The organism is Bradyrhizobium sp. 170 (assembly GCF_023101085.1).
Lineage (GTDB): Bacteria > Pseudomonadota > Alphaproteobacteria > Rhizobiales > Xanthobacteraceae > Bradyrhizobium.
This window is the reverse complement of sequence record NZ_CP064703.1, coordinates 5,351,278-5,376,924: the sequence shown is the minus strand read 5'-3', so window position 1 is coordinate 5,376,924 and position 25,647 is coordinate 5,351,278. Positions and strand designations below refer to the sequence as shown.

The window sequence follows — 25,647 nt, the reverse complement described above, 5'->3', positions numbered from 1 at the left end:
TTTGCTCTTGTGCAAGGCACCATCGCTCCCATGACCGAACCAACCTTCAAGATCACGCTGGCGCAGTTGAACCCGACGGTCGGCGATGTCACGGGAAACGCCGCCAAGGCGAGCGCCGCGCGCGACAAGGCCAAGGCCGACGGCGCCGATCTCCTGGTGCTGCCCGAATTGTTCATCACCGGCTACCCGCCGGAAGACCTGGTGCTGAAGCCCGCGTTCCAGGCCGCCTGCCGCGCCGCCGTCGAGGAGCTGGCGCGCGAGACCGCGGGCGGGGGGCCCGCGGTGCTGATCGGCACGCCATGGGTCGAAGACGGCAAGCTCTATAATGCCTGTGCGCTGCTCGACCAGGGCCGCATTGCAGCCCTGCGCTTCAAGGCGAACTTGCCGAATTACGGCGTGTTCGACGAGAAGCGCCTGTTCGCGCGCGGTCCTGCAGCGGGTCCGGTGACCGTCAAGGGCATCCGGGTCGGCGTTCCCATCTGCGAGGACATCTGGCTCGAAGAATCAGAGGAATACGAAAACGTCGTCGAATGCCTCGCCGAGACCGGCGCGGAAATTCTGGTGGTGCCGAATGGCTCGCCCTACGCCCGCGACAAGAACGATTTGCGCCTGTCGATTGCGGTCGCCCGCGTCACCGAGAGCGGGCTGCCGCTGGTCTATCTCAACCAGATCGGCGGGCAGGACGAACTGGTGTTCGACGGCGCGTCGTTCGCGCTCAACGCCGATCTTTCGGTCGCGGCGCAACTGCCGGCGTTCGAGGAGAGCATCGTCACGCTGCGCTGGACCAAGAGCGCCGACGGCTGGCGCTGTTCCGGCCCGGTCGTACCGGTGGTCGAGGGCGACAAGGCCGATTACGCGGCGTGCGTGCTCGGCCTGCGCGATTACGTCCGCAAGAACGGCTTTCCCGGCATATTGCTCGGCGTCTCCGGCGGCATCGATTCCGCGCTGTGCGCGGCGATCGCGGTCGACGCGCTCGGCGCCGATCAGGTCCGTGGCGTGATGCTGCCGTTCCGTTTCACCGCGCAAGTCTCGCTCGACGATGCCGCAAAGCTCGCGAAAGCGCTCGGTTTCAGCTACGAGGTGCTGCCGATTGCCGATGCCGTGAATGGCTTCGAGAAAATCCTGTCGGGTCCGTTCGCCGGCCTGCCGCGCGACATCACCGAGGAGAACTTGCAGGCGCGCGCCCGCGGTACGCTCTTGATGGCGATTTCGAACAAGACCGGCGCGATGGTGGTGACGACCGGCAACAAGTCGGAAATGTCGGTCGGCTACGCCACGCTCTATGGCGACATGAATGGCGGCTTCAATCCGATCAAGGACATCTACAAGACCGAAGTGTTTCGCCTGTCGAGCTTGCGCAACGAATGGAAGCCGGATGGCGCGCTCGGGCCTTCGGGCGAGGTCATTCCGGTCAACATCATCACCCGGCCGCCGACGGCGGAGCTGCGCGAGAACCAGACCGACCAGGATTCGCTGCCGCCCTACGAGGTGCTCGACGGCATTCTGGAACGGTTGGTCGAGCGCGAGGAGCCTCTCGCCTCGATCATTGCGGCCGGTTTCCCGGCTGACGTGGTGACGCGGATAGACCGGCTGCTCAACGTCGCCGAATACAAGCGCCGGCAGGCAGCACCTGGCGTCAAGGTCACGGAAAAGAACTTCGGCCGCGACCGCCGCTATCCCATCACCAACCGCTTCCGCGACAATGGCAAGGCGCTGCCCGCGCCCGACGAGAAATTGGTCGCCCGCGCCGGCCGCGCCTCGGCGGACGTCTTCGACGGGTAATCTCCATAGCGCATGCTAAGTCATCGCGCTCTGCTCAATAGCGTTTTCGAGCGAAGTGGATACCGGTTCGCGTGAAGAAAACGCGTCAAAACAAGAAAGCTCTAACCCAGCGAGTTGATGACTTCCCGATAGGTGGCTTCAGGAAACGCTTTCAGCGTGCGTGTCCGGATGTTTCCCAGCATGCCCAGCTGCAGATTAAAACGCGCCGCCACGGCATCATCGGGAGCTTCGTAGATCGCGACGATGTCATAGTCGCCCATGGTGAGGAAAAAGAGTTTGAACTCGCCGCCCATATCCTTGAGCGCTTTCTTTGCCGTATCCAGACGACGAGGCGAGTCCTTTACCTTCAGGATGCCTTGGTCGGTCCAATTTGCAAGCATGACGTAGGTGGTCATGACCTCCTCCTTCCGATGCGAGGTGGCAGTTACCTGGGGCGTCTTCAAGCGAAGTGGAAACCGGTTCGCGTCAAGAAAACGCGTCAACCTGGAATCCAGAGCCCCGTTTCGATTCCATCGAAACGGAAAGGGCTAAGTCGGCGATGCGAAGAACAGGACCCGGATGAGGTGCGTGTACTCGGATTCGAACACCATGATGGCCACGAATACCAGCACCAGCACCGGCGGCAGCAGGATGGCATAGCTCAGGGCCAGCCGCTCCCAGGCCATGTGCATGAAGACGGCGACGATCAGGCCGGCCTTCAGCACCATGAACAGCAGGATCAGCGACCATCTGAGATAGCCGTGGAGGCCAAAGTAGTCGACGAGATAGGAACAGGTGCTGAGGACGAACAACCATCCCCAGACCACGAGATAGAGCTTGATCGGATGCTGCTGCCCCTTTACGTGCGCAGCTCCAGTTGCGATTGCGTCATGCACATGGGTTTGCAGCGAAGGTTGTTGTGCTTCTAGATGTATCGCCACGTTTGTCATGCGCTGACCTCACCACAGATAAAAGAAGGCAAAGATGAACACCCACACGAGATCGACGAAGTGCCAGTAAAGGCCGGTGATTTCGACGATCTCGTAATTCCCCTTCCTGCTCGTGAAAAAGCCGCGCCTCTCGACGTCAAAGTCTCCCCGCCAGACCTTTCGCGCGATGGCAATCAGGAAAATCACGCCGATCGTCACGTGGGTGCCGTGGAAGCCCGTGATCATGAAGAAGCTGGAGCCGAACTGCGCCGCGCCCCAGGGGTTTTCCCAGGGACGTACGCCCTCCATGATCAGCTTGGTCCATTCGAAGGCCTGCATTCCGACGAACGTTGCGCCAAGTACCGCCGTGGCCAGCATCAAGGCCGCGGTCTTGGCGCGATCACGGCGGTAACCGAAATTGACGGCCATCGCCATCGTCCCGCTGCTGCTGATCAGGACGAAGGTCATGATGGCGATCAGGATGAGGGGAATATGATGCCCGCCGATGGTGAGAGCGAACACCTCGCTCGGATTCGGCCACGGCACGGTCGTGGACATTCGCGCCGTCATGTAGGACAGCAGAAAACAGCTGAAGATAAAGGTGTCGCTCAGGAGGAAGATCCACATCATGGCCTTCCCCCAGGAGACATTCTTGAAGGCGCGCTGATCCGAGGACCAGTCGGCGGCAATGCCTTGCCAGCCGGCAGCCCGCGCAGGCGATTCTCCAGGGTTTGTCAGCGCAGTCTCTGCCATCTGGTCTCTCCTAGGTGAGCAACCGCCGACAGATGTCGACGAAATCGTCCGTCCAGCCCGTCAACAGACCAAGCAAGACCAGCCAGACCAGCAGCAGGAAGTGCCAGTAGATCGTGCAGAGCTCCACGCTCAGGCGCACCTGGGGCATCTCGGCGCCACGCCATACCTTGGCAGTCGTTCTGCCCAGGGCCACCAGGCCGCCCATCAGGTGCAGCCCGTGGGCCGCGGTGATCATGTAGAAGAAGGAATTGGCTGGATTGGACGCGACGAAATAGCCCGCGGCCCTCAGCTGTTGCCACGCCAGCAATTGCCCAACCAGGAATGTAACGGCGGATGCTCCGCCTGCGCATAGGCCGACGATGACACCGTTCATGTTGTCTCGGCGCGCGGCCACGTACGCCCGTTGCAGCGCAATGCTGCTCAAGACCAGGACGCCGGTATTGAACCACAGCAGCCCAGGCACGGGCATCGCGCGCCAGTCCACCATGTTCATCCGCATGGAGTAAGCGCTGGTGAAGAGTGCGAACAACGAGCCGGCGACAGCGAGAAACACTCCCAGTCCGATCTTCGCTGCCGGCAAGGTCATTGCTCCCGTGCCCGGGAAGTCATCGATCGAACCTTCTTCCAGCCAGGGCTTGGCCATCAGCCGTTGCTGCGAGAGCCACCATCCGACGATGACCGCTATTACAGCCATGAACAGGATGATGGCGCTCACGGCGCGGCTCCCTGAAGGGCCGGCGTCGCTCGTGGCTGGTTCTGCGGAATGAAGTCCTGCGCAGCACCGGGCACGCTGTAGTCATACGCCCATCGATAGACCACCGGGAGCTCCTTGCCCCAGTTGCCGTGCCCGGGCGGGGTCTCCGGCGTCTGCCACTCCAGTGTTGTCGCCCGCCATGGATTGCCGCCTGAAGCCTTACCCTTGAACAGGCTCCAGACAAGATTGAACAGGAACACCATCTGGGCGAAGCCCACGATCAAAGCCACCACGGTGATGAAGGCATTGAGCGTATGGACGTTCGGCGTGATGAACGCCGCTTCGCCAATGTCGTGATACCGGCGCGGGACTCCCTGCAGCCCGAGATAATGCATGGGGAAGAAGATCAGATAGGCGCCGAGGAACGTGACCCAGAAATGAAACTTGCCCATCCAGTCATCCAGCATCCGCCCGGTGACCTTGGGGTACCAATGATAGATTGCGCCCAGCACGACCATGATCGGCGCCACGCCCATCACCATATGGAAATGCGCGACGACGAACATGGTATCCGATAGCGGGACATCCACGACGACGTTGCCGAGGAAGAGGCCGGTGAGCCCGCCGTTCACGAATGTTATGATGAAGCCGAGGGCGAACAGCATCGGGACCGTGAGGTGGATGTCGCCGCGCCACAGGGTCAGTACCCAGTTGTAGACCTTGATGGCGGTCGGGATCGCGATGATGAGCGTCGTCGTGGCGAAGAAGAACCCGAAATGCGGGTGCATGCCGCTCACATACATGTGGTGCGCCCATACGACGAAACTGAGCGCGCCGATTCCAACGATAGCCCAGACCATCATGCGATAGCCGAAGATGTTCTTTCGCGCATGCGTGCTGATCAGATCCGAAACGATGCCGAAGGCGGGCAGGGCGACGATGTAGACTTCGGGATGGCCGAAGAACCAGAACAGGTGCTGGAACAGGATCGGGCTGCCGCCGCCATACTTCATCTGCTGGCCCATCTCGACGAGTGCAGGCATGAAGAAGCTGGTTCCCAGCAAGCGGTCGAACAGCATCATGACAGAGGCGACGAACAGCGCCGGGAAAGCCAGCAGCGCCATCACGGTGGCCGTGAAGATGCCCCACACTGTCAGGGGCAAACGCATCAACGTCATGCCGCGCGTGCGCGCCTGCAGCACGGTCACCACGTAGTTCAGCCCGCCCATGGTGAAGCCGATGATGAACAGGATCAGCGACGCCAGCATGAGAACGATGCCCCAATCCTGTCCGGGGGTGCCGGAGAGAATCGCCTGCGGCGGGTACAGCGTCCAGCCTGCACCGGTCGGCCCGCCGGGCACGAAAAACGCCGAGGCCAGCACCAGGACCGCAAGCAGGTAAACCCAGTAGCTCAGCATGTTCACATAGGGGAAAACCATGTCCCGTGCGCCGACCATCAGCGGGATCAGGTAGTTGCCGAAGCCTCCAAGGAACAATGCCGTGAGCAGGTAGATCACCATGATCATGCCGTGCATGGTGATGAACTGAAGGTATTGGTTCGCATCAATGAAGGAGAATGTGCCGGGAAATCCCAATTGCAGCCGCATCAGCCACGACAGCACCAAAGCCACCAGCCCGATTGCCGTCGCCGTCAGCGAGTACTGGATGGCGATGATTTTGGCGTCCTGCGAAAAGACGTAGTGCGTCCACCAGCTTTTGGGATGATAGAGCTCAACCTCCGGCACTTCGGCAGGCGGAACGTCTGCGATTCTGTCATACGGGACATCGACCATCAAATTACCTCCCGGTCGTTTCTTCCATCACGGCGCGATGAGAGGGTCTTGCGCGCCCAATCTATCTTCGCAGCAGCATTTCTTATTTGCCGCCGGATTCGTACGTCGCCCTCTTAACGGCGCTTCGGCCTGACAATTCCGCAAACGTCTTCTGCTTCTCCAGCCAGGCCCGGTAGTCGCTCTCTTCGTCGACGAAAACCTTGGCGCGCATCTGCGCGTGCGCAGCACCGCATAACTCGGCGCAGAGAACATCAAACGTTCCGGTTCGGATCGGGGTCATCCAGAAATAGGTGACCATGCCCGGGACCATATCCATCTTGGCGCGGAACTCGGGCACATAGAAATCGTGCAGGACATCGAGGGAGCGAAGCAAAACCTTGACCGGCTTGCCGACGGGGAGGTGCAAGTCGTCGCTTGCGATGACAACGTCGTCCTGCCCGTGCTGATCGTCGGGGTTCAAGCCCATAGGGTTGTCGGAGCTGACGTGGCGAACGTCGGTTGTGCCCATCCGGCCGTCCTTGCCGGGGAGGCGGAAGCTCCAGTTCCATTGCTGGCCCATGACTTCGATCTCGGTGGCGTCGGCCGGAACCGTGACGAACTGGTGCCAGACCACCAGGCCGGGCGCCAACATGGCTCCAACGCCGATCGCGGTCCCGATGGTGAGCCACCATTCGAGCTTTTTGTTTTCGGGATTGTAGGCCGCCTGCCTTCCTTCCTTGTGATGGAAGCGGAAGACGCAATAGGCCATGAACGCGATGACCGCGAAGAAAACCGCCCCGGTGATCCAGAAGGTTATGCTGATCGTGTCGTCAATGTAGCGCCAGTTGGTGGCGATCGGCGTCCACCACCACGGGCTGTAGATGTGAAACAGCACCGAGCCGACGGCGACCAGAAGCAGTATGACGGCGACAACCATCCCTCGCTCCTTCTTGCCAGTAAAGGCAACGGAGTCGAATCAGAGGGCGGAGCACACACCTGTCTCGATGGCCGACTTCACATGCGCCATCGCAGTGTGTCTTGCCTCGCCCATTTGACCGGTCGCGACATCCAAACGTGGCACCGAGCACACGTTACGACCGCTTTCATCGGAATCTGGGGCGTCAGAAATGAGGATGGTACGCGTCGGCGCTGACGTCAATAGATCACTTGAGCGTCGACACGCTGCGCAGATGCAGCAAGCTGCGAGCCAGCACAATCGTTCGACGATGACGCATTGCACCTAATGACCGGCAGCGTGCACAATTCGCCCAACTGCGAGTGCTATTTCGCGAGTGCTATTTGAAGCCAATCGCGCTAAGCTTGTTGGGCAGGTCGCGACAAGTTTCGTCCGGCTAAGCTCCTTTCGGTGCACCTGGGTTTGCCGTACTCGGCTCGACCGCGACTCTCGCATATCAATGCGGAGACACGCGGGTTGCGGCGTCGTTTGACCGCCGCTACTGCGAGCACGGGAGGTTTGTGTCCATGGCCACCACGTATTCTGACAGCATCGCAAAGGTTGGACGTCACGTTTTCGGCGACGCCGCCACATATCCCATTCGCAAGATCGAACTATCAGACCTTGGCGAGGCGTTGCGCCTCGGCTGGGAGGACTTCAAGGCAATGCCAAGTCACGCGGTGGTCGTGTGCGTGATTTATCCCGTTCTCGGTATTGCTCTGTTCAGGATGGTCCTTGGCTATTCGGTGCTGCCGTTGCTGTTTCCGCTGGCGGCCGGGTTTGCCTTGCTTGGACCCTTTGCAGCGATTGGTCTCTACGAGCTCAGCCGCCGCCGCGAGCGCGGAGAGGAGGTCAGCGTGTCGGATGCGCTTCACGTGCTGCGCGCTCCGGCTGTCGGCGCCATGGTCGAGCTCGGCGTGCTCCTGCTCGTTCTGTTCGGAGCCTGGATCGGCGTAGCGAACGCTATCTACGTTACAATCTTCGGCCACGCACCGGCTGCGAGCATCCCCGATTTTGCAACGCGCGTGCTGACGACACCGGAAGGATGGTTGCTCATCATCGTCGGTTGCGGCGTTGGTTTTCTGTTCGCGGTCGTGGCGCTGTGCGTCAGCGTCGTTTCGTTTCCGTTGATGCTTGACCGGCATGCCACTGCGATCGACGCCATCCGGACGTCGCTGTGGGCCGTGATGAAGAATCCGGTTCCGATGGCCGGGTGGGGGGTGATCGTCGCGGCGCTGCTGGTGATCGGTTCGATACCGGTCTTCGTCGGTCTCGCCGTCGTTCTGCCGGTGCTCGGTCATGCCACCTGGCATCTGTACCGGAAAGTGGTGGAGCCGGATCCCAATCCGCCACAGGAAGAGCCCCGCCAGCGGAAGGGACACCGCTACGCGGCGGACTTCCCGGCCAATCTCTTCCCGTGGAGCCGGGAACGCTAGCCGTAAGCCTGCTAGATTTGAGCCCAGGACCGCGCTTCCGCCCGCGCTGGCGGAAGCGTTCGAGGGGCAGGGCGTCTATTGCTTCGGCGGGACGAAGGTCGGGCCGACGGTGCGGATCTTGTCCTTGTCGCCGGCGGTCGCGGTCGTATCGGCCGGCGGCGGTGCCGCGGCGGTGGAGGGCGCGGGCGCCGTGCCTTTCTTGGGAGCGGGCGCGCCCTTCGGCTGCGCGCGCTGCTGCATCCGCTTGGCGCTCTCCTCGGTGACGATGATGTCGCCCTGCTCAACGCCGGCCCTGTCATCGACCGACTTCAGCGCTTCCGACCAGGTCTGGCCTGCGGCCTTGCAGGCGCAGGACGCGTTGAACTCGGTGCGGAATTTGAATGCGTTGGGCAGCGACGTATAAGCTTGGCCGTTGATCGAGACCGCCTGGTTGATGTCCTCGCCGGGGTTGCGGTAGGTGAACAGCGTTGCTTCCGTCGCCGGGCAAAGCGCCTTGCAGGTTCTCTCGTCATCCTGAAATCGCTGCTGGTAGGTGGCGAACGAGACCGGGAAATAACCGCCGTCGCAGGTGCGGACGCAGACGGTGCGGAAGGTGCCGGACGGCGCGCCGAGATCGGCACTGGGCGGCGGGAGCGTCTGGTTGTTGTTGCCGAACAGACTGTCGATGAAGTTGCCGGGTCCGCGCGCGGCAGCGGCATATTGCGGGCCGCAATTGTTCTGCGCGAGCGCCGTCAGCACCGAGCGGCGCTGGTTTTCGCGGTCGGCGCCGCCGATGCCGCCGCTGCGCAGCCGCTCCAGGCTGGTGGTGATCTGGTCGAGATTGGCGCGCATCTGCTGAATCTGGTTGTTGACCGGACCGCACTGGGCGGACCGGCCGTTGAACAGCGAGAAGAAGCCCGAGCTTTCGCAGCCCATCCGCTTGGCCTGCAGCGTAACCCGATCGAGTTCGGCCTGTTGCTTGGCCTGGGCTTCCTGATAGCGACGGATCTGTTCATCCTTGGCGGGGTCGCCGGTGCCGGCGCCACGGTCGATGGTCGCCAATTGTCCTTCGAGCCGCATGCAGATCGGATTGGCCTGCGCGCCCTGCTGCGGCGGAGGCGGGGCGTCCTGGTTCATCTGCGCCATGGCGTCATCGTTCGACTGCGCCAAAGCGGGTGCGCCCGGGGCGGCGAGGCCGAGCAGGATGGCGCAGGTCAAAATCCGAAAGGAGAGGGGCGCGTTGCGAATTTCCAGCATATCCGGCCATTGAGAGCTGATCCGCGCGGCTCGAAAGCCTGATGGCGCGGCCAAGGCAGCATTCTGCGGCCAAGGCCGCATCCAATACCCCCTTCTCAGGGCAGCGTCACGTCGTTTCCGGGGCGCGGATGTGGCAGCCAGCCCTTGATATTCCGCGATAATCGCCTCCATGGCGCTTTCGGGCGAGAGCTTGCTCCGGACCAGATCCGTGGGTGAATCCCGGTTCTGATTCAACCGGAACCGAAAAGGCGCTAGCGCTGGCAGGTGATGGCGACGTATTCGCCGCAACCGTGGCCAGAACATCTATCGCCGCCGTCTTTCGGAACCGCGCCGGTGACTTCGTCGGGATCGACGCGGCGATAGGCGGTGGCCTGCGCAAATTCCCGTGACTGACAGTAGGAGCGGGCGGCATGGGCGCCGCATTTGTCGCCCCTGGCGAGGCACTCGTCGACGCCGTAGCCGTCTGCCTGGTTGGCCACGATGAAGACGCGGCTATCGGCGGAAGCGACCGAAGAGGCGGCAAGCAGGAAGGCACTGGCCACGAAGGCACTGGCAACGAGTGCGGAGGAAAGTCGCATGGATGACACCAGCAGGGGAAAGGGATCGCCCCGCACAAATAGGCCCAAAAGGTTAATAATGATTAACCATGAGCCCGAGTGGCAGCAGCGAACGGCGGGGTTCGGCGCCTGATCGGCCCCAAATCGGGCACGAGCAAGGCTTGACGCCGTCCGCCCGATACCGCAATGGTGGAACCATGAACGGTCTCCTCGCCATCTGCAGCATTTGCCGCGAGATTATTAGCTAGCGATTCGCTGGCTGAGGCCGTCTTTTCTCCCAACCGAGATCACTGGACGCCCGGCCGCAACGGATGGGTATGCCATGGAATTACGTCTCTACGATACGTTGACGAAGGAGAAGCGGCCGTTTGTGCCGCTCAATGCCGACAGCGTCGGCATGTATGCTTGCGGACCGACGGTCTACGACTTCGCCCATATCGGCAACGGTCGCGCGGCGATCGTGTTCGACGTGCTGTTCCGCGTGCTGCGTCATCGCTATGGCGCCGATCACGTGAAGTACGTCCGCAACATCACCGACGTCGACGACAAGATCAACGTGCGCGCCGCACGCGACTATCCCGGCGTGCCCTTGAACGAGGCGATCCGCAAGGTCACCGAAGAGACCTATCGACAGTATCAGGACGACGTCACCGCGCTCGGCTGCCTGGCGCCTACGGTGCAGCCGCGCGCGACCGAACATATCCCGGAAATGCGGGCGCTCATCGAGAAGCTCGTGGCCGGCGGCTTTGCCTATGTCGCCGAAGACCACGTGCTGTTCTCGCCGCAGGCAATGAACGAAGCCAATTCCGTGATGCCGCGCTATGGCGCGCTCTCGAAACGCTCGCTCGACGAAATGATCGCGGGCGCCCGCGTCGACGTTGCCCCCTACAAGCGCGACAATACCGACTTCGTGCTGTGGAAGCCGTCGAAGCCGGGCGAGCCGTCATGGCCGTCGCCATCGGGGATCAGGGCGGAAGGCCGTCCCGGCTGGCACATCGAGTGCTCGGCGATGGCCTGGAAGCATCTCGGCGAAAAATTCGACATTCATGGCGGCGGCATCGACCTGGTGTTCCCGCACCATGAGAACGAACTTGCGCAGACCTGCTGCGCCTTTCATTCCGACCGCATGGCGAATGTCTGGATGCACAACGGCTTCCTGCAGCTCGAAAGCGAGAAGATGTCGAAGTCGCTCGGCAACTTCTTCACGATCAGGGATCTGCTGGCCGATTGGCCGGGCGAGGTGCTGCGTCTGGGCATGCTCAAGACGCATTATCGCTCGCCGCTCGACTGGACCCTGAAGGGTGCGGAAGAGAGCGCCAAGACGCTCGACGATTGGTACGCGGTCGCAGCCGACGCCGAGGACGGTCAGCCGTCGCCGGCCATGGTCGAAGCGCTCTATGACGACCTCAACACGGCGCAGGCCATGGCTGTCCTGCACGGCCTGCGCAATGCGGCGGTGTCCGGTGGGAAACGCGAGCGCGGTGAGTTCGCGGCCTCGCTCCGGCTGCTCGGCTTCCTCTCGATGAGCGCAGCGGCCTGGAGGGGGCGCAAGCAGCAGGCGAGCGGCATCGATCCGCAACAGGTCGATCGCCTGATCGCGGAGCGCGCGGCGGCGCGCGTGCGAAAGGACTTCAAGGAGTCCGATCGCATCCGGGACGAACTGGCCGCGATGGGCGTCGCCATCAAGGACGGCAGGGATGCCGATGGAAAACCTGTAACCACATGGGAGGTCGCGTGATGGACAAGCCCGATACGCCTTTCCCGAAGCACTGGCGTTACTACATCTTCATCAAATGGGCGCTGATCGTTGCCGCGGTCGTGCTGGCCTTGCGATTGTTCGGAGTGTTTTGACGCGATGGGACAGGCATTGCCCAAACCTGGCTTGCGGCCGTTTCTGCCGGCGGATGTTCCGATGCTGGCGGCGATCTTCGTTGCCAGCATCGAGGAGTTGACCGGCGACGATTACAGCGAGGCACAGCAGGAAGCCTGGGTGGCGGCTGCCGAGGACGAAGAAGAATTCGGCAAGAAGCTCGCGGGACAATTGACGCTGATCGCGACTATCCAGAACGCGCCGGTCGGGTTCGTCTCGCTGAAGGGCGCCGATCACATCGACATGCTCTTCGTCCATCCGAGTGTCGCCGGGCAGGGGATTGCGTCGATGCTGGTCGACGCGCTGGAGAAGCTGGCGGGCGCGCGCGGTGCGAAATCCCTGACGGTCGATGCCAGCGATACGGCGGAGCCGTTCTTCAAGAAGCGCGGCTATACCGCCAAACAGCGCAACACCGTCACCCTCAATGGTGAATGGCTCGCCAACACCACGATGCAGAAGACGCTGGCCGATAGATCAGCGCCGGGAGTTCCGACATGAGCCGCGAACGCCTCTATCTGTTCGACACCACGCTGCGCGACGGCGCGCAGACCAACGGCGTCGATTTCACACTGCACGACAAGCAGATCATCGCGCAGATGCTGGATGAACTCGGCATCGACTATGTCGAGGGCGGCTATCCCGGCGCCAACCCGACCGACACCGAATTCTTTTCGGACAAGCCAAAGTTCGAGAGCGCCAAATTCACGGCGTTCGGCATGACGCGCCGTCCGGGCCGTTCGGCCTCGAACGATCCGGGGCTCGCGGCGCTGATCGAGGCCAAGGCCGACGCGATCTGCTTTGTCGCCAAATCCAGCGCCTATCAGGTGCGGGTCGCGCTGGAGACCACCAACGAGGAAAACCTCGCCTCGATCCGCGACAGCGTCGTTGCTGCGAAGGCCGCCGGCCGCGAGGTGATGGTCGATTGCGAGCACTTCTTCGACGGCTACAAGGAGAACGCTGATTTCGCGCTCGCCTGCGCCAACGCGGCCTATGATTCCGGGGCGCGCTGGGTGGTGCTGTGCGACACCAATGGCGGCACCATGCCGCACGAGATCGAGACCATCGTAGGCCATGTGACAAAACATATCCCGGGCAGCCATGTCGGCATCCACGCCCATAACGATACCGAGCAGGCGGTGGCCAATTCGCTGGCCGCGGTGCGTGCAGGCGCGCGGCAGATTCAGGGCACGCTGAACGGGCTCGGCGAGCGCTGCGGCAACGCCAATCTCTGTTCGCTGATCCCGACGCTGCGCCTGAAGAACGAGTTCTCCGACGCCTTCGAGATCGGCGTCACGGACGAGAAGATGACGACGCTGATGAAGGTGTCGCGGACGCTCGACGACATGCTCAACCGCGCGCCGAACCGCCATGCGCCGTACGTCGGCGAAAGCGCCTTCGTCACCAAAGCAGGTATTCACGCCTCGGCGATGATGAAGGACCCGCACAGCTACGAACACATTTTGCCTGAATCGGTCGGCAACCATCGCAAGGTGCTGGTGTCCGATCAGGCCGGCCGGTCCAACGTGATGGCCGAACTCGACCGCGCCGGCATTCCTTACGAGAAAAGTGATCCGAAGCTGGCGCGTCTGGTCGAGGAGTTGAAGGAGCGCGAAGCGGCGGGCTACGCCTATGAATCCGCCAACGCGTCGTTCGACCTGCTGGCGCGGCGCACGCTCGGCCGCGTGCCGGAATATTTCAAGGTCGAGCAGTTCGACGTCAATGTCGAACAGCGCAACAACGCCAACGGCCAGCGCGTCACGGTGGCGCTCGCCGTGGTCAAGGTCGATGTCGCCGGCGAGCGGCTGATCTCGGCGGCGGAGGGCAACGGCCCGGTCAACGCGCTCGACGTCGCGCTGCGCAAGGACCTCGGCAAGTACCAGAAATACATCGAGGGCCTGAAGCTGATCGATTACCGCGTGCGTATCCTCAATGGCGGCACGGAAGCGGTGACGCGGGTCTTGATCGAAAGCGAGGACGAAAACGGCGAGAGCTGGATCACGATCGGCGTCTCCCCCAATATCATCGACGCCTCGTTCCAGGCGTTGATGGATTCGGTGGTCTACAAGCTGGTGAAATCAGGCGCACCGGCGTGAGGTGAGATCGTAGCCCGGATGGAGCGCAGCGCAATCCGGGATTCTCGCATGTGGCTTGAGTGACCCCGGATTTCGCTGCGCTTCATCCGGGCTACAAGTGACCGCGTGGAGAGAGCAGGGGCCATTCGATGATTGATCACATCTCCGTCGGCGTCAGCGATCTTGAACGCTCCGCACGGTTCTATGAAGCAACCCTCGCGCCGCTCGGCCTATCGCGCCTCGTCACCCGTCCCGCAACGATCGGCTTCGGAAAAACCTACCCCGAGTTCTGGATCAACCTGCGCGCCGGCATGACGCCGGTGCCACCCGAGAGCGGCACGCACATCTGCCTTCGTGCCAAAACGACCGGTGATGTCGATGCGTTCCACGCGGCGGCGCTGAAGTCCGGCGGCCGCGCCGACGGCGCACCGGGCCTGCGCCCGCATGATCGCGTAAAGTATTATGCGGCGTTCGTGATCGATCCCGACGGCAACCGCATCGAGGCCGTGACGTTTCCGAGTGAGTGAAGCGAGGAGGCTTAAAGCTTCCGCGCCAGTTCCGGCGCCATTTCCTTGCTGCCTTCGGGCGCACGCGCTGCGGCGGCGCGCAGGCGCGGCACGATGTCCTCGACCCGTTCAGCCTTGAGGATGTCGATGTCCAGTGACGGGCGGATGAACTCGGTTTCGCGCATGTGCGCCAAAAGCGCGATCAGCGGCTCCCAGAAGCCGTCGATGTTGGCGAGCAGAACCGGCTTGGAGTGGCGGCCGAGTTGCTGCCAGGTCATCTGCTCGACCAGTTCTTCCAGCGTGCCGACGCCGCCGGGCAGGGCGACGAACGCATCGGAATGTTCGAACATCAGCCGCTTGCGCTCGTGCATGTCAGGCGTGACGATCATTTCCTGGACGTGCGTCAGCATATTTTCGCGGGATCGCAAAAAATCCGGAATGATCCCGGTGACCAGGCCGCCGTGATCCAGCGTGGATTTGGCGACCGCGCCCATCAGGCCGACCGAACCGCCGCCATAGACGAGCCGGATGTTGTTCTCGGCGAAAGTCTTTCCCAAAGCGAGGGCAGCTTCGACAAAGCGGGGGCTGGAGCCGGGGCCGGAGCCGCAATAAACACAGACGGTTTTGATTTGATCGGTTTTGATTTGATCCATGGAGATCATGTGGCACTGCACCCGGTAAAGCTCAAGTCTGGTGGACTTCGCTGCTGCAGCAGAAATAGGCCCGAAATCAAGCCAAACGGGGGAAAGATTTATCTTTCAAGGCTGTACGGGAGAGTTAAACGCTCTATATGACGGACATATGCAGATCACCAGAAACCATCTGACGGCGGCCGGTGCGCCATCTTGTGTTGGGCGCGAGCGCGATGGCTGATCCTGATTCGCTTGACCGTGCCGCCCAACCTCCGGCCAGCGACTCTTCCGAAAAAGCGACCCTGACCGGGACGCTGGTGCATCTGTGGCCCTATATCTGGCCCGGCGACCGCGCTGACCTGAAGATGCGCGTGGTCTGGTCGATGGTGCTGTTGCTGCTTGCCAAGCTCGCAACGTTGATCGTGCCGTTCACCTTCAAATGGGCGATCGACGCGCTCAACGGCATGGGCTCTGCGCCCGTCGAGCCGTCGAACTGGATGCTGTGGCTGATCGCCTCGCCCTTGCTGATGACCGCGAGCTACGGCGCGGTGCGGGTGCTGATGGCGGTGCTGACGCAGTGGCGCGACGGCATCTTCGCCCGCGTCGCCATGCATGCGGTGCGCAAGCTCGCCTACATCACCTTTGTCCACATGCACGAATTGTCGCTGCGCTTTCACCTGGAGCGCAAGACCGGCGGCCTGACGCGCGTGCTGGAGCGCGGCCGCACCGGCATCGAGGTGATCGTGCGGATGGTGATCCTGCAGTTGATCCCGACCATCGTTGAGGTGTCGCTCTTGATGGCGGTGCTGCTGTGGCAGTTCGATTGGCGCTACGTGCTGGTCACCGCGATCACCGTCGTGATCTACATGTACTACACCTATATCGCCACGGAATGGCGGATCGAAATCCGCCGCAAGATGAACGATTCCGACACCGAGGCGAACACCAAGGCGATCGACTCGCTGCTCAATTACGAGACGGTGAAATATTTCAGCGCCGAGACGCGCGAAGCCGAACGCTACGACCGCTCGATGGAGCGCTACGAGCACAACAGCGTGAAGACCTATACGTCGCTGGCGGTGCTCAACACCGGGCAGGCGATCATCTTCACCTTCGGCCTCACCGCGACCATGCTGATGTGTGCGCTCGGCGTCCGCAACGGCACCAATACGGTCGGCGATTTCGTCATGGTCAACGCCATGATGATCCAGCTCTACCAGCCGCTGAATTTCATGGGCATGGTCTATCGCGAGATCAAGCAGGCGATCATCGACATCGAGAAGATGTTCAACGTGTTGCAGCGGAATCCCGAGATCAAGGATATCCCGGGCGCGACACCTCTGGTCGTCAGCTCGGGCAATGTGCGCTTCGACGACGTGCGCTTTGCCTACGATCCGGAGCGGCCGATCCTCAAAGGCCTCAGTTTCGAAGTGCCCGCCGGCAAGACTGTAGCGATCGTCGGTCCCTCCGGCGCCGGCAAGTCGACGATTTCGCGATTGCTGTTTCGCCTCTATGACGTCTCCAGCGGCAAGATACTGATCGACGGCCAGGACATCCGGAACGTCACGCAGGCGAGCCTGCGCGCCTCGATCGGCATGGTGCCGCAGGATACCGTGCTGTTCAACGACACCATCCGCTACAACATCCGCTACGGCCGCTGGGACGCCGGCGATGCCGAGGTGGAGCAGGCGGCACAACTGGCGCAGATCGACAGCTTCATCCGGATGTCGCCGAAGGGGTATGAAACCCAGGTCGGCGAACGCGGCCTGAAATTGTCCGGCGGCGAGAAGCAGCGCGTGGCGATTGCGCGCACGGTGCTGAAGGCGCCGCCGATCCTGGTGCTGGATGAGGCGACGTCCGCGCTCGACAGCCACACCGAGCATGAAATCCAGGAATCGCTGGAGCGCGTCTCGCGCGGCCGCACGTCGCTTGTGATCGCACACCGGCTGTCGACCATCGTCGGCGCCGATGAAATTATCGTGCTGGATCAAGGGCGCATCGCCGAACGCGGCACCCATGTCAGGCTTTTGGCGTCCGGCGGGCTCTATGCCAGTATGTGGAACAGGCAGCGCGAGGCCGAGGAGGCGCGGGAGAAGCTCGCCCAGATCGACGACGGCAATGAAGCGCCGAACCGCGCCCCGCCGCCGGTCGATGATCCGCTCAATGGGCCGCCCAGGGACCCGCCCAAACCCAAAGATCCCTTGGCAACCGCCGCGGAATAATCCAAATACGGCGCTACTTCCGAAACGGGAAGTCGGCCAGATAACAGTGAGCCTCGATGTCGATTGCGAATTCCATCCGCGCGCAGATCCCGCCGATCCATCCCGAGGGCTATCCCTTCATCGGCATCTTTGCGGCGGTTAGCCTCGTCCTGTTCTGGCTCTGGACGCCGCTGGGCTGGATCGGCACAGCCTTGACCGTCTGGTGCGCGCTGTTCTTCCGCGATCCCGTCCGCGTCACGCCGGTGCGCGACGGCATCGTGGTGTCGCCGGCCGATGGCCGCGTCTCCATGATCGCGCAGGTGCTGCCGCCGGCCGAACTCGGTCTCGGCGACCGGCCGCTGCCGCGCATTTCGATCTTCATGAGCGTGTTCAACTGCCACGTGAACCGCAGCCCGGTGGCGGGCCGCATCGACCGTATCGCCTACCGGCCCGGCATCTTCATCAACGCCGAGCTCGACAAGGCCAGTGAAGACAATGAGCGCAATTCGCTGGTCATCTCGACCACCAACGGTCGGATCGGCGTGGTCCAGATCGCCGGCCTGGTGGCGCGGCGGATTGTCTCATTCGTGCGGGAAGGCCAGTCGATCGGCGCCGGCGAGCGGTTCGGCCTGATCCGCTTTGGCTCGCGTCTGGACGTTTATTTGCCCGAAGGTTCGAAATCACTGGTTTCCGAGGGCCAGACCGCGGTTGCCGGCGAGACGATTTTGGCCGATTTCGGGTCGAGCGAGCAGGGGCGGACGTTTCGAGCCGATTAACCGCCCCCCGGCCGCCTAAATGGCCAGGCTGCCGCCAATGGTGAACCGGACCGGCGATTGCTATATAATGGCAGGCATGCTGACCCCCGATCCCAAATACCCTGAACTGCGCCGCCGCCGGTTTCGCCCGATCCCGGTGCGGATGCTGGTGCCCAATGTCATCACCTTGCTCGCGATCTGCGCCGGGTTGACGGCGATCCGCCTGTCGATCGAAGGGCGGATGGAACTCGCGGTTGCCGCCATCGTATTCGCAGCCGTCCTCGACGGGGTCGACGGCCGTGTCGCGCGCATGATCAAGGGGCAATCGAAATTCGGCGCGGAGCTCGACAGCCTTGCCGATTTCGTCAATTTCGGCGTCGCGCCCGGCCTGATGCTGTATTTCTGGCAACTGCAAGAACTCAACAATGGCGGCTGGATCGCGGCGATGGTGTTTGCGATCGCGGGCGGCCTGCGGCTGGCGCGTTTCAACGCCAGTATCGACGATCCGAACAAGCCTGCCTTTGCGGCGAATTACTTCACCGGCGTGCCGGCGCCCGCCGGCGCCATCCTTGCGATGCTGCCGTTCTATCTGGCGTTTCTCGGCGTCCCGAAACCGCCGGCGATGCTGACCGCGGGCTATATACTTCTCATCGCGTTCCTGATGGTGTCGCGCCTGCCGGTCTTTTCCGGCAAGACGGTGCGGATGCGGGTGCCGCCGGAAATGGTGCTGCCGGTTTTCGTCTCAGTGGTGTTCTTCGTCGCACTCCTGATCGGCTATCCCTGGCACATCCTGTCGATCGGCTCGGTGCTCTACCTCCTGAGCCTGCCCTGGGGGTGGAAGTCCTATCGCGACCATGAGCGCAAGGCGGTCCTTGCCGCGCAGCCGGCTGCGGCGACAGAGGCCACCGCGCCGTCAGCTCCGGCGGCGACGTTTTCGCCCGCCCCTGGCGATACCGAGGAAGAACGGCCGTCGCGGCTGAACTGAGCATCCTCGCCACTCTCCGATATATCTGCCATGAGCCGCCGCCGAGTTGGGTTCTACCCCGATCTCGGCTATAGGGGCTTGGCGACGTACGGCCTCAAAGAGCCGGGCCGAAAAATCAGGAGAGAACGCCGTGAACAAAGCCGTTACCGCCCCGCTGCCTGCTTCCGTCCTCGAGGCGCTGGCGCGCTATGACACGCCGACGATCTGCAATGCGATGGAAATCGTCGCGCCCGAACGCCGCCTGATCGGCTACACCACCAAGCCGCTGGTCTGCCCGTTTCCCGATTTGCCGCCCATGGTCGGCTATGCCCGCACCGTGACGATCCGCTCGGTGCTCAAATCTACCCTTCCAGCCGATGAGCAGGCGAAGCGCCGCATCGCCTATTACGAATATGTCGGCACCGGCTTCGGCCCGCGCATCACCGTGATCCAGGATATCGACGGCGCCGATGTCGGCTACGGCGCGTTCTGGGGCGAGGTGCAGAGCAACGTGCACAAGGCGCTCGGCTGCCTCGGCGTCATCACCGACGGCTCGATCCGCGACATCCCGCAATGGGCGCCGGGCTTTCAGGCGCTGGCCGGTTCGATCGGGCCGTCGCATGCCTGGGTCCATGCCGAAAACTGGGGCGGCGAAGTGCGCGTCGCCGGCATGACGGTGCATTCCGACGACCTCATCCACGCCGACCAGCACGGCGCCATCGTGATCCCCGTCGACATCGCGGCGAAGATACCGGAAGCCGCCGAACTCTGCGGCCGGCGCGAAACGCCGATCCTGGACATCGCGCGCAGCCCGGACTTCACGCTCGAAAAACTCAAAGAAGCGCTGAAGCGCTCGTCCGAGATCCACTAAGCGGGCAGTTGCCAGGCGAGTGCCGGCGCGCGCAGGCCCACCAAATGGATACGGTTGTGACACAAAGCGAAAGTCGCTTCTTCAGACTTGTCTGGCGGTTCAATGCGCTGGCAATCGCGGGAGCCGCGATTGTTTGTATTCTGTTGGGCCTCTACGCAGCCGCGACAATTTTCAAGGAGGAAACGCGATCGCGTCGGGTCACCAACGTGGTCAATGTCGGCGAGAAGGACAACGTATCGGAGGAATTTGCGCTCGGGAGCGCCACCATCATCGCGGGCACGCCCTATGTCCGGGTTCCTCTCTACCGCGCACAATCCTATAGCGCATTGTACTATTCAAAGCGCAGTGAGCAAAACGCCGTCAACTTCTTGTTCTTGAACATCTCCACGAACGAGAGCAGGTGGCTGTTTGAACGCACCGGCCAGCTGATGATCGACAGCCAGGTATTGTACAGCAAGTTGAGGATCTCGCCTGATGAGCCTCGCACAGGCGTGGGAGTTGTTCATGTCGTTGTTGAGCGAGATTCGAATGGTGACAGTCGGTTGACTGACAAGGATGCCGTCTCGCTGGCGGCGAGCGCGGTGGACGGCGCCAACTACAGGAAATTGATTGAGGGCATTGAACGGCTCTACTCCGTCCAGCAGATAGCCGACGATAAAGTCCTGGTGCTGTATCAGAAGAACCAGAAAACCGTCTCCGAATTGTATAACGTTCCTTCCATGGAGCGGCTGAGCCAAGCGAGTATTCCCAAGATTGATTTGAATTAGCCCGCAACGGATGCGGGTGCCGAGCGCTTCGACATAGAGGGGGAGAGTCATGAAGAGGCTTCTGACGACGCTTTCACTGATGCTTCTGGCTTTCGGCGCGGCTGCGCAGGCGCAGACCTATCCTTCCCGCCCGATCACGCTGGTGGTGCCGTTCCCCCCGGGCGGATCGACCGATGCCGCCGCCCGGATCATGGCCGAGCGGATGCGTGCTCCGCTCGGGCAGTCTGTCGTGATCGAAAATGTCGGCGGCGCCGGCGGCAGCATTGGTGTCGGGCGCGTCGCCCGCGCCGCGCCCGATGGTTACACCTTCGACATCGGCCAGTGGGACACCCATGTCGGCAGCATCATCTACAAGCTCGATTACGACCTCGAGAAGGATTTCGAGCCGATCGCACTTGTTTCGAACAATCCCCAGCTCATGGTCGCCAAGAAAGACCTGCCGGCGAACACGCTTGCCGAACTGGTCGCCTGGATGAAGGAAAACCCGGGCAAGATCAATTTCGTCAACCAGAACGCGGCGGCGAACGTCACCGGCGTGATGTTCGAGAACCTGACCAGGCAGAAGGTGCAGTTCATTCCCTATCGCGGCGCAGGTCCTGCGATGACCGACCTGATCTCCGGCACGGTGGATCTGCTGGTCGTGCAGGGCGCGGTAGCGCTGCCGCAAATCCGCGCCGGCAAGATCAAGGCGCTCGCCAATCTCTCGGCCACGCGCTCGGCCTCGATGCCGGATATTCCGACCGCGGACGAGACCGGCGTGCCCGGCCTCTATATGTCCGGCTGGTTCGGCTTCTGGGCGCCAAAGGGCACGCCGAAGGATGTCATCGCCAAACTCAACGCCGCGACGGTGGAGGCACTGGCCGATCCGGCGATCCAGAAGCGCTTTACCGAACTGGGCCTCGACGTCGCGCCCCGTGCGCAGCAAACGCCGGAAGGATTGGCCGCCTTCCAGAAGGCCGAGATCGAAAAATGGTGGCCGATCATCAAGGCCGCCGGGATCGGCGTGCAGGCGCAGTGAGCGCCAACCGCTATGGTTAGCGAATCCTTGAGATAGTGCGGTCGCAGGCCCGCAATTCTACGACCGCGCTTTAGGTTTAACCTTTACGCCTCTTTAATGGCGCGGTCGTAGGGTGCCTCTTGCGTGGCTCCGAATGGAGCGGCGCGACCGTCCAGGACGGCCGGTGGTTCGCGTATGCGTCGGAGTTCAGAATGGATATCACCACGCTCGTTGGCCTGGTCGCCGGCTTCATCGTCCTCTCGACGTTGATCCTGATGGGCGGTGACTTCCGGATGTTCTACGACATCCACGCCGTCATCATCATCTTCGGCGGCTCGACCGCGGCGACACTGATCCGTTTTCCGCTCAGCGCGATCCTCCATGGCATGCCGCTGGGTGCAAAATTCGCCTTCACCATGAGCCGTCTTTCGGCGCGCGATCTGGTCGACGAACTGGCCCGCATCGCGGAAATCGCGCGCAAGCAGGGCCCGGTCGGGCTGGAAAAAGTCGAGACCGACGAGCCCTTTCTCGCCAAGGGCATCCGCTACGTCGCCGACGGCTACGATCTCGAATTCATCCGCGACAACATGGAGCGCGATCGGGACAACTTTCTGATGCACCTGAACGAGGGTTCGAAGATCTATCGGGCGATCGGCGATTGCGCGCCGGCGTTCGGCATGATCGGCACGCTGCTCGGCATGGTGCAGATGTTCTCGAACATGTCGGACCCGTCGAAACTCGGCCCCTTCATGGCCGTGGCTCTGCTGGCGACGCTGTACGGCGCGCTGGTGGCCAACCTGATCTGCCTGCCGATCGCCGACAAGCTGCATGGCAAGCTGATCGACGAGGAAACCAACCGCACGCTGATCATCGACGGCATCCTGATGATCCGCGATTCCAAGAGCCCGGCGCTGGTGCGCGAAATGCTGTTGGCCTATCTGCCCGAAAAGCATCGCGACGAAGAAGGCGAACTGGCTCCGGCCTGATCGGCGGCGGCATCCAGGCGCGGACATAGAGTATGGCAAAGAAAAAACGCGAAGAGGCGCATGGCGGTCACGGCTGGTTCGTGACGTTTGCGGACCTGATGGCGCTATTGCTGTCATTCTTCGTGATGCTGGTGGCATTCTCCACCCAGGATTCCGCCAAGCTCAAGATCGTCGCCGGCTCGATGCGCGAAGCCTTCGGCGTGCAGACCGAGTCTAGATATTCGGGAATCGTCGAAGCCGACGGCCTGCCGACGCGGCCGAAACTGAAGAATGTCGAGCATATTTCGCCCGAGGATTCCTCCAATACCCCGACGCCAGACGACAAGGACCGTCAGCGCGAATGGGGTGCCCGCCTGAAGGTCGATCGCGAGTTCGCGCTCGCCTCGGCCTCACTGCGCCAGGCGCTGCAGGACATGCCGGAACTGACCGAAATGTCCAAGCACATCATGTTCGAGGAAACCAAAGAGGGTCTCAATCTCGAAATCGTCGACCAGGATGGCCGCTCGATGTTCGCCGACGGCTCCAAGGTCCCCTATGACCGCACCCGCCGGCTGATCCAGAAACTGGCCGTGCCGTTGAAGGCGACACCGCTGCGGGTCAGAATTGTCGGCCACACGTCGGCCGGCTTCGTGCCGGCGCGCGGCGAATATGGCGCGTTCGATCTGTCGGCGGACCGCGCCAATGTCGTGCGTCAGATCCTCGAACGCGAGGGGTTGCCGTCATCCCACATCTACGCCGTCGGCGGCAGGGCCGACAGCCAGCCATTGTTTCCCGACGATCCGACATTGCCGGCAAACCGTCGCGTCACCATCACATTGATGCGCGAAAATCCGCCGCTTCCGCCAAACCTGAAGCCGTAAGACGACGGAACTACCATAATACCACCCCACTATTTCGATCGGCTTTGCGTAAGCTCCGCATCGCGCGCGGTGCTATGCTTGTCCGAGATTGACAGGCAGCGCGGAAGCGTCGATAGCCGCCCGGATCAATTCAACGACGAGAACGTTCCTCTTCCATCATGACTGTCAGCGTCACATCTACCGAAGCCCATGAGGGGCAGGCCACCTCTGGCTTTTGGGCCCTGACGCTGGGGAGCATCGGCGTCGTGTTCGGCGATATCGGCACCTCGCCGCTGTATGCGTTCCGCGAGGCCGTCACGCACGCGGCGGAAGGCCAGCCGGTATCACGCATCATCGTGCTCGGTGTGCTCTCGCTGATCCTGTGGTCGTTGTTCATCGTCGTGACGGCCAAATACGTGCTGCTGCTGTTGCGCGCCGACAACAACGGCGAGGGCGGTACACTTTCCCTGATGGCGCTGGGGCAGCGGGCGTTGGGCCGGCGAAGCTGGCCTCTGCTGGCGCTCGGTGTGGTCGGCGCCTCGATGTTCATCGGCGATTCCATGATCACGCCGGCGATTTCGGTGTTGTCGGCCGTCGAAGGTCTCAAGCTCGTCACGCCCGCGCTCGAACATTATGTGGTGCCGCTGACGATCTTCATTCTGGTCGTTCTGTTCTCGGTGCAGAGCAGCGGCACCGCCCGCGTCGCCTCGCTTTTCGGGCCGGTTATGGTGGTCTGGTTCGCAACGCTGACGATTTTGGGCCTGATCCACATCAGCGACGATCCAACTGTGCTCTACGCGATCAATCCCTGGTACGCGATCCAGTTCATGCTTTCGCACGGCACCATCGGGCTGGTGACGATGGGTTTGGTGTTTCTGGCCGTGACCGGCGGCGAGGCGCTTTATGCCGACCTCGGCCATTTCGGACGCAAGCCGATCCAGATCGGCTGGTTCTATTTCGTGATGCCGGCGCTCTTGATCAATTACTTCGGGCAGGGCGCGCTGGTCTTGGCCGATCCGGCGGCGGTCCAAAATCCGTTTTACCGGCTGGTTCCAGAAATGCTGCTGTTGCCGATGGTGGTGCTCGCGACCGCGGCGACGGTCATCGCGAGCCAGGCGGTGATCACGGGCGCCTTTTCGCTGATCCGCCAGGCGGTGCAGCTCGGCCTGCTGCCGCGGTTCGAGGTGCGCTACACCTCGGAGGCGCATGCCGGCCAGATCTACCTGCCGCGCGTCAACCGGCTGCTGCTGATCGGGGTCGTGCTGCTGGTGCTATTGTTCCGCACCTCGAGCGGTCTCGCGTCGGCCTACGGTATCGCCGTCTCCACGACCATGGTGGTCGACGGTATCATGGGCTTTGTCGTGATCTGGAAACTCTGGAACTGGCGCGCGGCCACCGCGGCGGCCGTGATCCTGCCCCTCGTCGTCGTCGACATGAGCTTCTTTGCTGCGAACCTCCTGAAACTGTTGGAAGGCGCCTGGGTGCCGCTGCTGTTCGGCGTTGCCGTGGCGGTGATGATCTGGACCTGGCGCCGGGGTGCGGCGATCCTGACCGCCAAGACGCGGCGCATCGAGGTGCCGCTGGCGGATCTGATCAAGAGCCTGGAAAAGCGTCCGCCCCACATCGTCAAGGGCACGGCGGTGTTTTTGACCTCCGATCCGAGCTTCGTGCCGACCGCGATGATGCACAATCTCAAGCACAACAAGGTGCTGCACGAGCACAACGTGATCCTGACCATCGAAACCGCCCAGATGCCGCGCGTCGATCCGTCTGAGCGCGTCAAGATGGAGACCATCAGCGAGAAGTTTTCCACGGTGCGGCTGCGCTTCGGCTTCATGGAGTCGCCGAACGTGCCCAAGGCGCTGGTGATCGCGCGCAAGCTCGGCTGGCAGTTCGACATCATGGCGACGTCGTTCTTCGTGTCGCGGCGGTCACTCAAGCCGTCGGCGCAGTCGGGCATGCCGCTATGGCAGGATCATCTGTTCATCGCCATGAGCCGGTCGGCGAACGACGCCACCGACTATTTCCAGATCCCGACGGGGAGGGTGGTGGAAGTCGGAACTCAGGTAACTATCTGATCGGCCTTAGAGATCC

At 62.3% G+C, this 25,647-nt stretch carries 24 protein-coding genes; 15 read left to right on the top strand and 9 right to left on the bottom strand.

The features are described 5' to 3' along the window. The first annotated feature begins 30 nt into the window (after nt 1-30). Nucleotides 31-1,782 (top strand): NAD+ synthase, encoded by a 1,752-nt coding sequence (locus IVB05_RS25075; RefSeq protein WP_247778588.1) that lies wholly within the window; start codon nt 31-33, stop codon nt 1,780-1,782. 101 nt (nt 1,783-1,883) lie between these two features. On the opposite strand, the gene IVB05_RS25070 is transcribed toward IVB05_RS25075, so the two are convergent. The 6 genes from IVB05_RS25070 to IVB05_RS25045 form a co-directional block, all read right to left on the bottom strand. Further along, nucleotides 1,884-2,177 (bottom strand): GYD domain-containing protein, encoded by a 294-nt coding sequence (locus IVB05_RS25070; RefSeq protein ID WP_247778587.1) that lies wholly within the window; start codon nt 2,175-2,177, stop codon nt 1,884-1,886. A 132-nt stretch (nt 2,178-2,309) separates the two neighbouring features. After that, nucleotides 2,310-2,711, bottom strand: coding sequence for a cytochrome C oxidase subunit IV family protein (locus IVB05_RS25065; protein ID WP_247778585.1), 402 nt, complete (start codon nt 2,709-2,711; stop codon nt 2,310-2,312). A gap of 9 nt (nt 2,712-2,720) precedes the next feature. Further along, entirely contained in the window at nt 2,721-3,443 is a 723-nt protein-coding gene (locus tag IVB05_RS25060) for a heme-copper oxidase subunit III family protein (protein WP_247778584.1), read from the bottom strand. 10 nt (nt 3,444-3,453) lie between these two features. Then, nucleotides 3,454-4,158, bottom strand: coding sequence for a cytochrome c oxidase subunit 3 (locus tag IVB05_RS25055; RefSeq protein WP_247778582.1), 705 nt, complete (start codon nt 4,156-4,158; stop codon nt 3,454-3,456). Further along, entirely contained in the window at nt 4,155-5,930 is a 1,776-nt protein-coding gene (locus IVB05_RS25050; protein WP_247778581.1) for a cbb3-type cytochrome c oxidase subunit I, read from the bottom strand. The genes IVB05_RS25055 and IVB05_RS25050 overlap by 4 nt, the downstream gene beginning before the upstream one ends. Before the next feature lie 82 nt (nt 5,931-6,012). Then, the gene (locus IVB05_RS25045) at nt 6,013-6,846 is read right to left on the bottom strand and encodes a cytochrome c oxidase subunit II (RefSeq protein WP_247778579.1); all 834 of its coding nucleotides are present in this window, start codon (nt 6,844-6,846) and stop codon (nt 6,013-6,015) included. A gap of 545 nt (nt 6,847-7,391) precedes the next feature. Between IVB05_RS25045 and IVB05_RS25040 the strand changes: the two genes are divergently transcribed. Continuing rightward, a complete protein-coding gene (locus tag IVB05_RS25040) occupies nt 7,392-8,300 on the top strand; it encodes a DUF2189 domain-containing protein (protein ID WP_247778578.1) in 909 nt (302 codons plus the stop codon). Nucleotides 8,301-8,375: 75 nt separating this feature from the next. Here the strand turns inward: IVB05_RS25040 and IVB05_RS25035 are convergent, their stop codons facing one another. Both IVB05_RS25035 and IVB05_RS25030 read right to left on the bottom strand, forming a co-directional pair. Beyond that, on the bottom strand, nt 8,376-9,536 hold the full coding sequence (locus IVB05_RS25035) for a DUF2865 domain-containing protein (protein WP_247786908.1): 1,161 nt from the start codon (nt 9,534-9,536) through the stop codon (nt 8,376-8,378). Nucleotides 9,537-9,787: 251 nt separating this feature from the next. Beyond that, entirely contained in the window at nt 9,788-10,114 is a 327-nt protein-coding gene (locus IVB05_RS25030) for a hypothetical protein (RefSeq protein WP_247778577.1), read from the bottom strand. Between the two features lie 301 nt (nt 10,115-10,415). Here IVB05_RS25030 and cysS point away from each other — a divergent pair, with 301 nt between their 5' ends. The 4 genes from cysS (at nt 10,416) to IVB05_RS25010 (ending at nt 14,562) form a co-directional block, all read left to right on the top strand. After that, nucleotides 10,416-11,831, top strand: coding sequence for a cysteine--tRNA ligase (gene cysS / locus IVB05_RS25025; RefSeq protein WP_247778576.1), 1,416 nt, complete (start codon nt 10,416-10,418; stop codon nt 11,829-11,831). Nucleotides 11,832-11,948: 117 nt separating this feature from the next. Continuing rightward, on the top strand, nt 11,949-12,461 hold the full coding sequence (locus IVB05_RS25020) for a GNAT family N-acetyltransferase (RefSeq protein WP_247778575.1): 513 nt from the start codon (nt 11,949-11,951) through the stop codon (nt 12,459-12,461). Next, nucleotides 12,458-14,056: a citramalate synthase gene (cimA, locus tag IVB05_RS25015; protein ID WP_247778574.1), complete on the top strand. Its 1,599-nt coding sequence runs from the start codon at nt 12,458-12,460 to the stop codon at nt 14,054-14,056. Before IVB05_RS25020 ends, cimA begins: the two co-directional genes overlap by 4 nt. A gap of 128 nt (nt 14,057-14,184) precedes the next feature. Next, the gene (locus IVB05_RS25010; RefSeq protein WP_247778573.1) at nt 14,185-14,562 is read left to right on the top strand and encodes a VOC family protein; all 378 of its coding nucleotides are present in this window, start codon (nt 14,185-14,187) and stop codon (nt 14,560-14,562) included. Nucleotides 14,563-14,573: 11 nt separating this feature from the next. Here IVB05_RS25010 and IVB05_RS25005 read toward each other — a convergent pair whose 3' ends face one another. After that, on the bottom strand, nt 14,574-15,194 hold the full coding sequence (locus tag IVB05_RS25005) for a TIGR00730 family Rossman fold protein (RefSeq protein WP_247778572.1): 621 nt from the start codon (nt 15,192-15,194) through the stop codon (nt 14,574-14,576). Between the two features lie 212 nt (nt 15,195-15,406). Here IVB05_RS25005 and IVB05_RS25000 point away from each other — a divergent pair, with 212 nt between their 5' ends. The 9 genes from IVB05_RS25000 to IVB05_RS24960 all read left to right on the top strand — a co-directional run bounded on the left by IVB05_RS25000 (nt 15,407) and on the right by IVB05_RS24960 (nt 25,631). Then, the gene (locus IVB05_RS25000; RefSeq protein WP_247778570.1) at nt 15,407-17,395 is read left to right on the top strand and encodes an ABC transporter ATP-binding protein/permease; all 1,989 of its coding nucleotides are present in this window, start codon (nt 15,407-15,409) and stop codon (nt 17,393-17,395) included. Nucleotides 17,396-17,451: 56 nt separating this feature from the next. Continuing rightward, nucleotides 17,452-18,150 carry a phosphatidylserine decarboxylase gene (locus tag IVB05_RS24995; protein WP_247778568.1) on the top strand — a complete coding sequence of 233 codons (699 nt, stop codon included), beginning with the start codon at nt 17,452-17,454 and terminating at the stop codon, nt 18,148-18,150. 79 nt (nt 18,151-18,229) lie between these two features. Next, nucleotides 18,230-19,114, top strand: a complete 885-nt coding sequence (locus IVB05_RS24990; protein WP_247786905.1) for a phosphatidylcholine/phosphatidylserine synthase — start codon at nt 18,230-18,232, stop codon at nt 19,112-19,114. 130 nt (nt 19,115-19,244) lie between these two features. Beyond that, nucleotides 19,245-19,964, top strand: a complete 720-nt coding sequence (locus IVB05_RS24985) for an RraA family protein (protein WP_247778567.1) — start codon at nt 19,245-19,247, stop codon at nt 19,962-19,964. A 44-nt stretch (nt 19,965-20,008) separates the two neighbouring features. After that, nucleotides 20,009-20,731 (top strand): hypothetical protein, encoded by a 723-nt coding sequence (locus IVB05_RS24980; RefSeq protein ID WP_247778566.1) that lies wholly within the window; start codon nt 20,009-20,011, stop codon nt 20,729-20,731. Nucleotides 20,732-20,780: 49 nt separating this feature from the next. Continuing rightward, on the top strand, nt 20,781-21,749 hold the full coding sequence (locus IVB05_RS24975) for a tripartite tricarboxylate transporter substrate-binding protein (RefSeq protein ID WP_247778565.1): 969 nt from the start codon (nt 20,781-20,783) through the stop codon (nt 21,747-21,749). Between the two features lie 191 nt (nt 21,750-21,940). Then, nucleotides 21,941-22,714: a MotA/TolQ/ExbB proton channel family protein gene (locus IVB05_RS24970; protein ID WP_247778564.1), complete on the top strand. Its 774-nt coding sequence runs from the start codon at nt 21,941-21,943 to the stop codon at nt 22,712-22,714. 32 nt (nt 22,715-22,746) lie between these two features. Beyond that, entirely contained in the window at nt 22,747-23,574 is an 828-nt protein-coding gene (locus IVB05_RS24965; RefSeq protein WP_247778562.1) for a flagellar motor protein MotB, read from the top strand. Nucleotides 23,575-23,732: 158 nt separating this feature from the next. Beyond that, on the top strand, nt 23,733-25,631 hold the full coding sequence (locus tag IVB05_RS24960) for a potassium transporter Kup (RefSeq protein WP_247778561.1): 1,899 nt from the start codon (nt 23,733-23,735) through the stop codon (nt 25,629-25,631). The last annotated feature ends 16 nt before the right edge of the window (nt 25,632-25,647 follow it).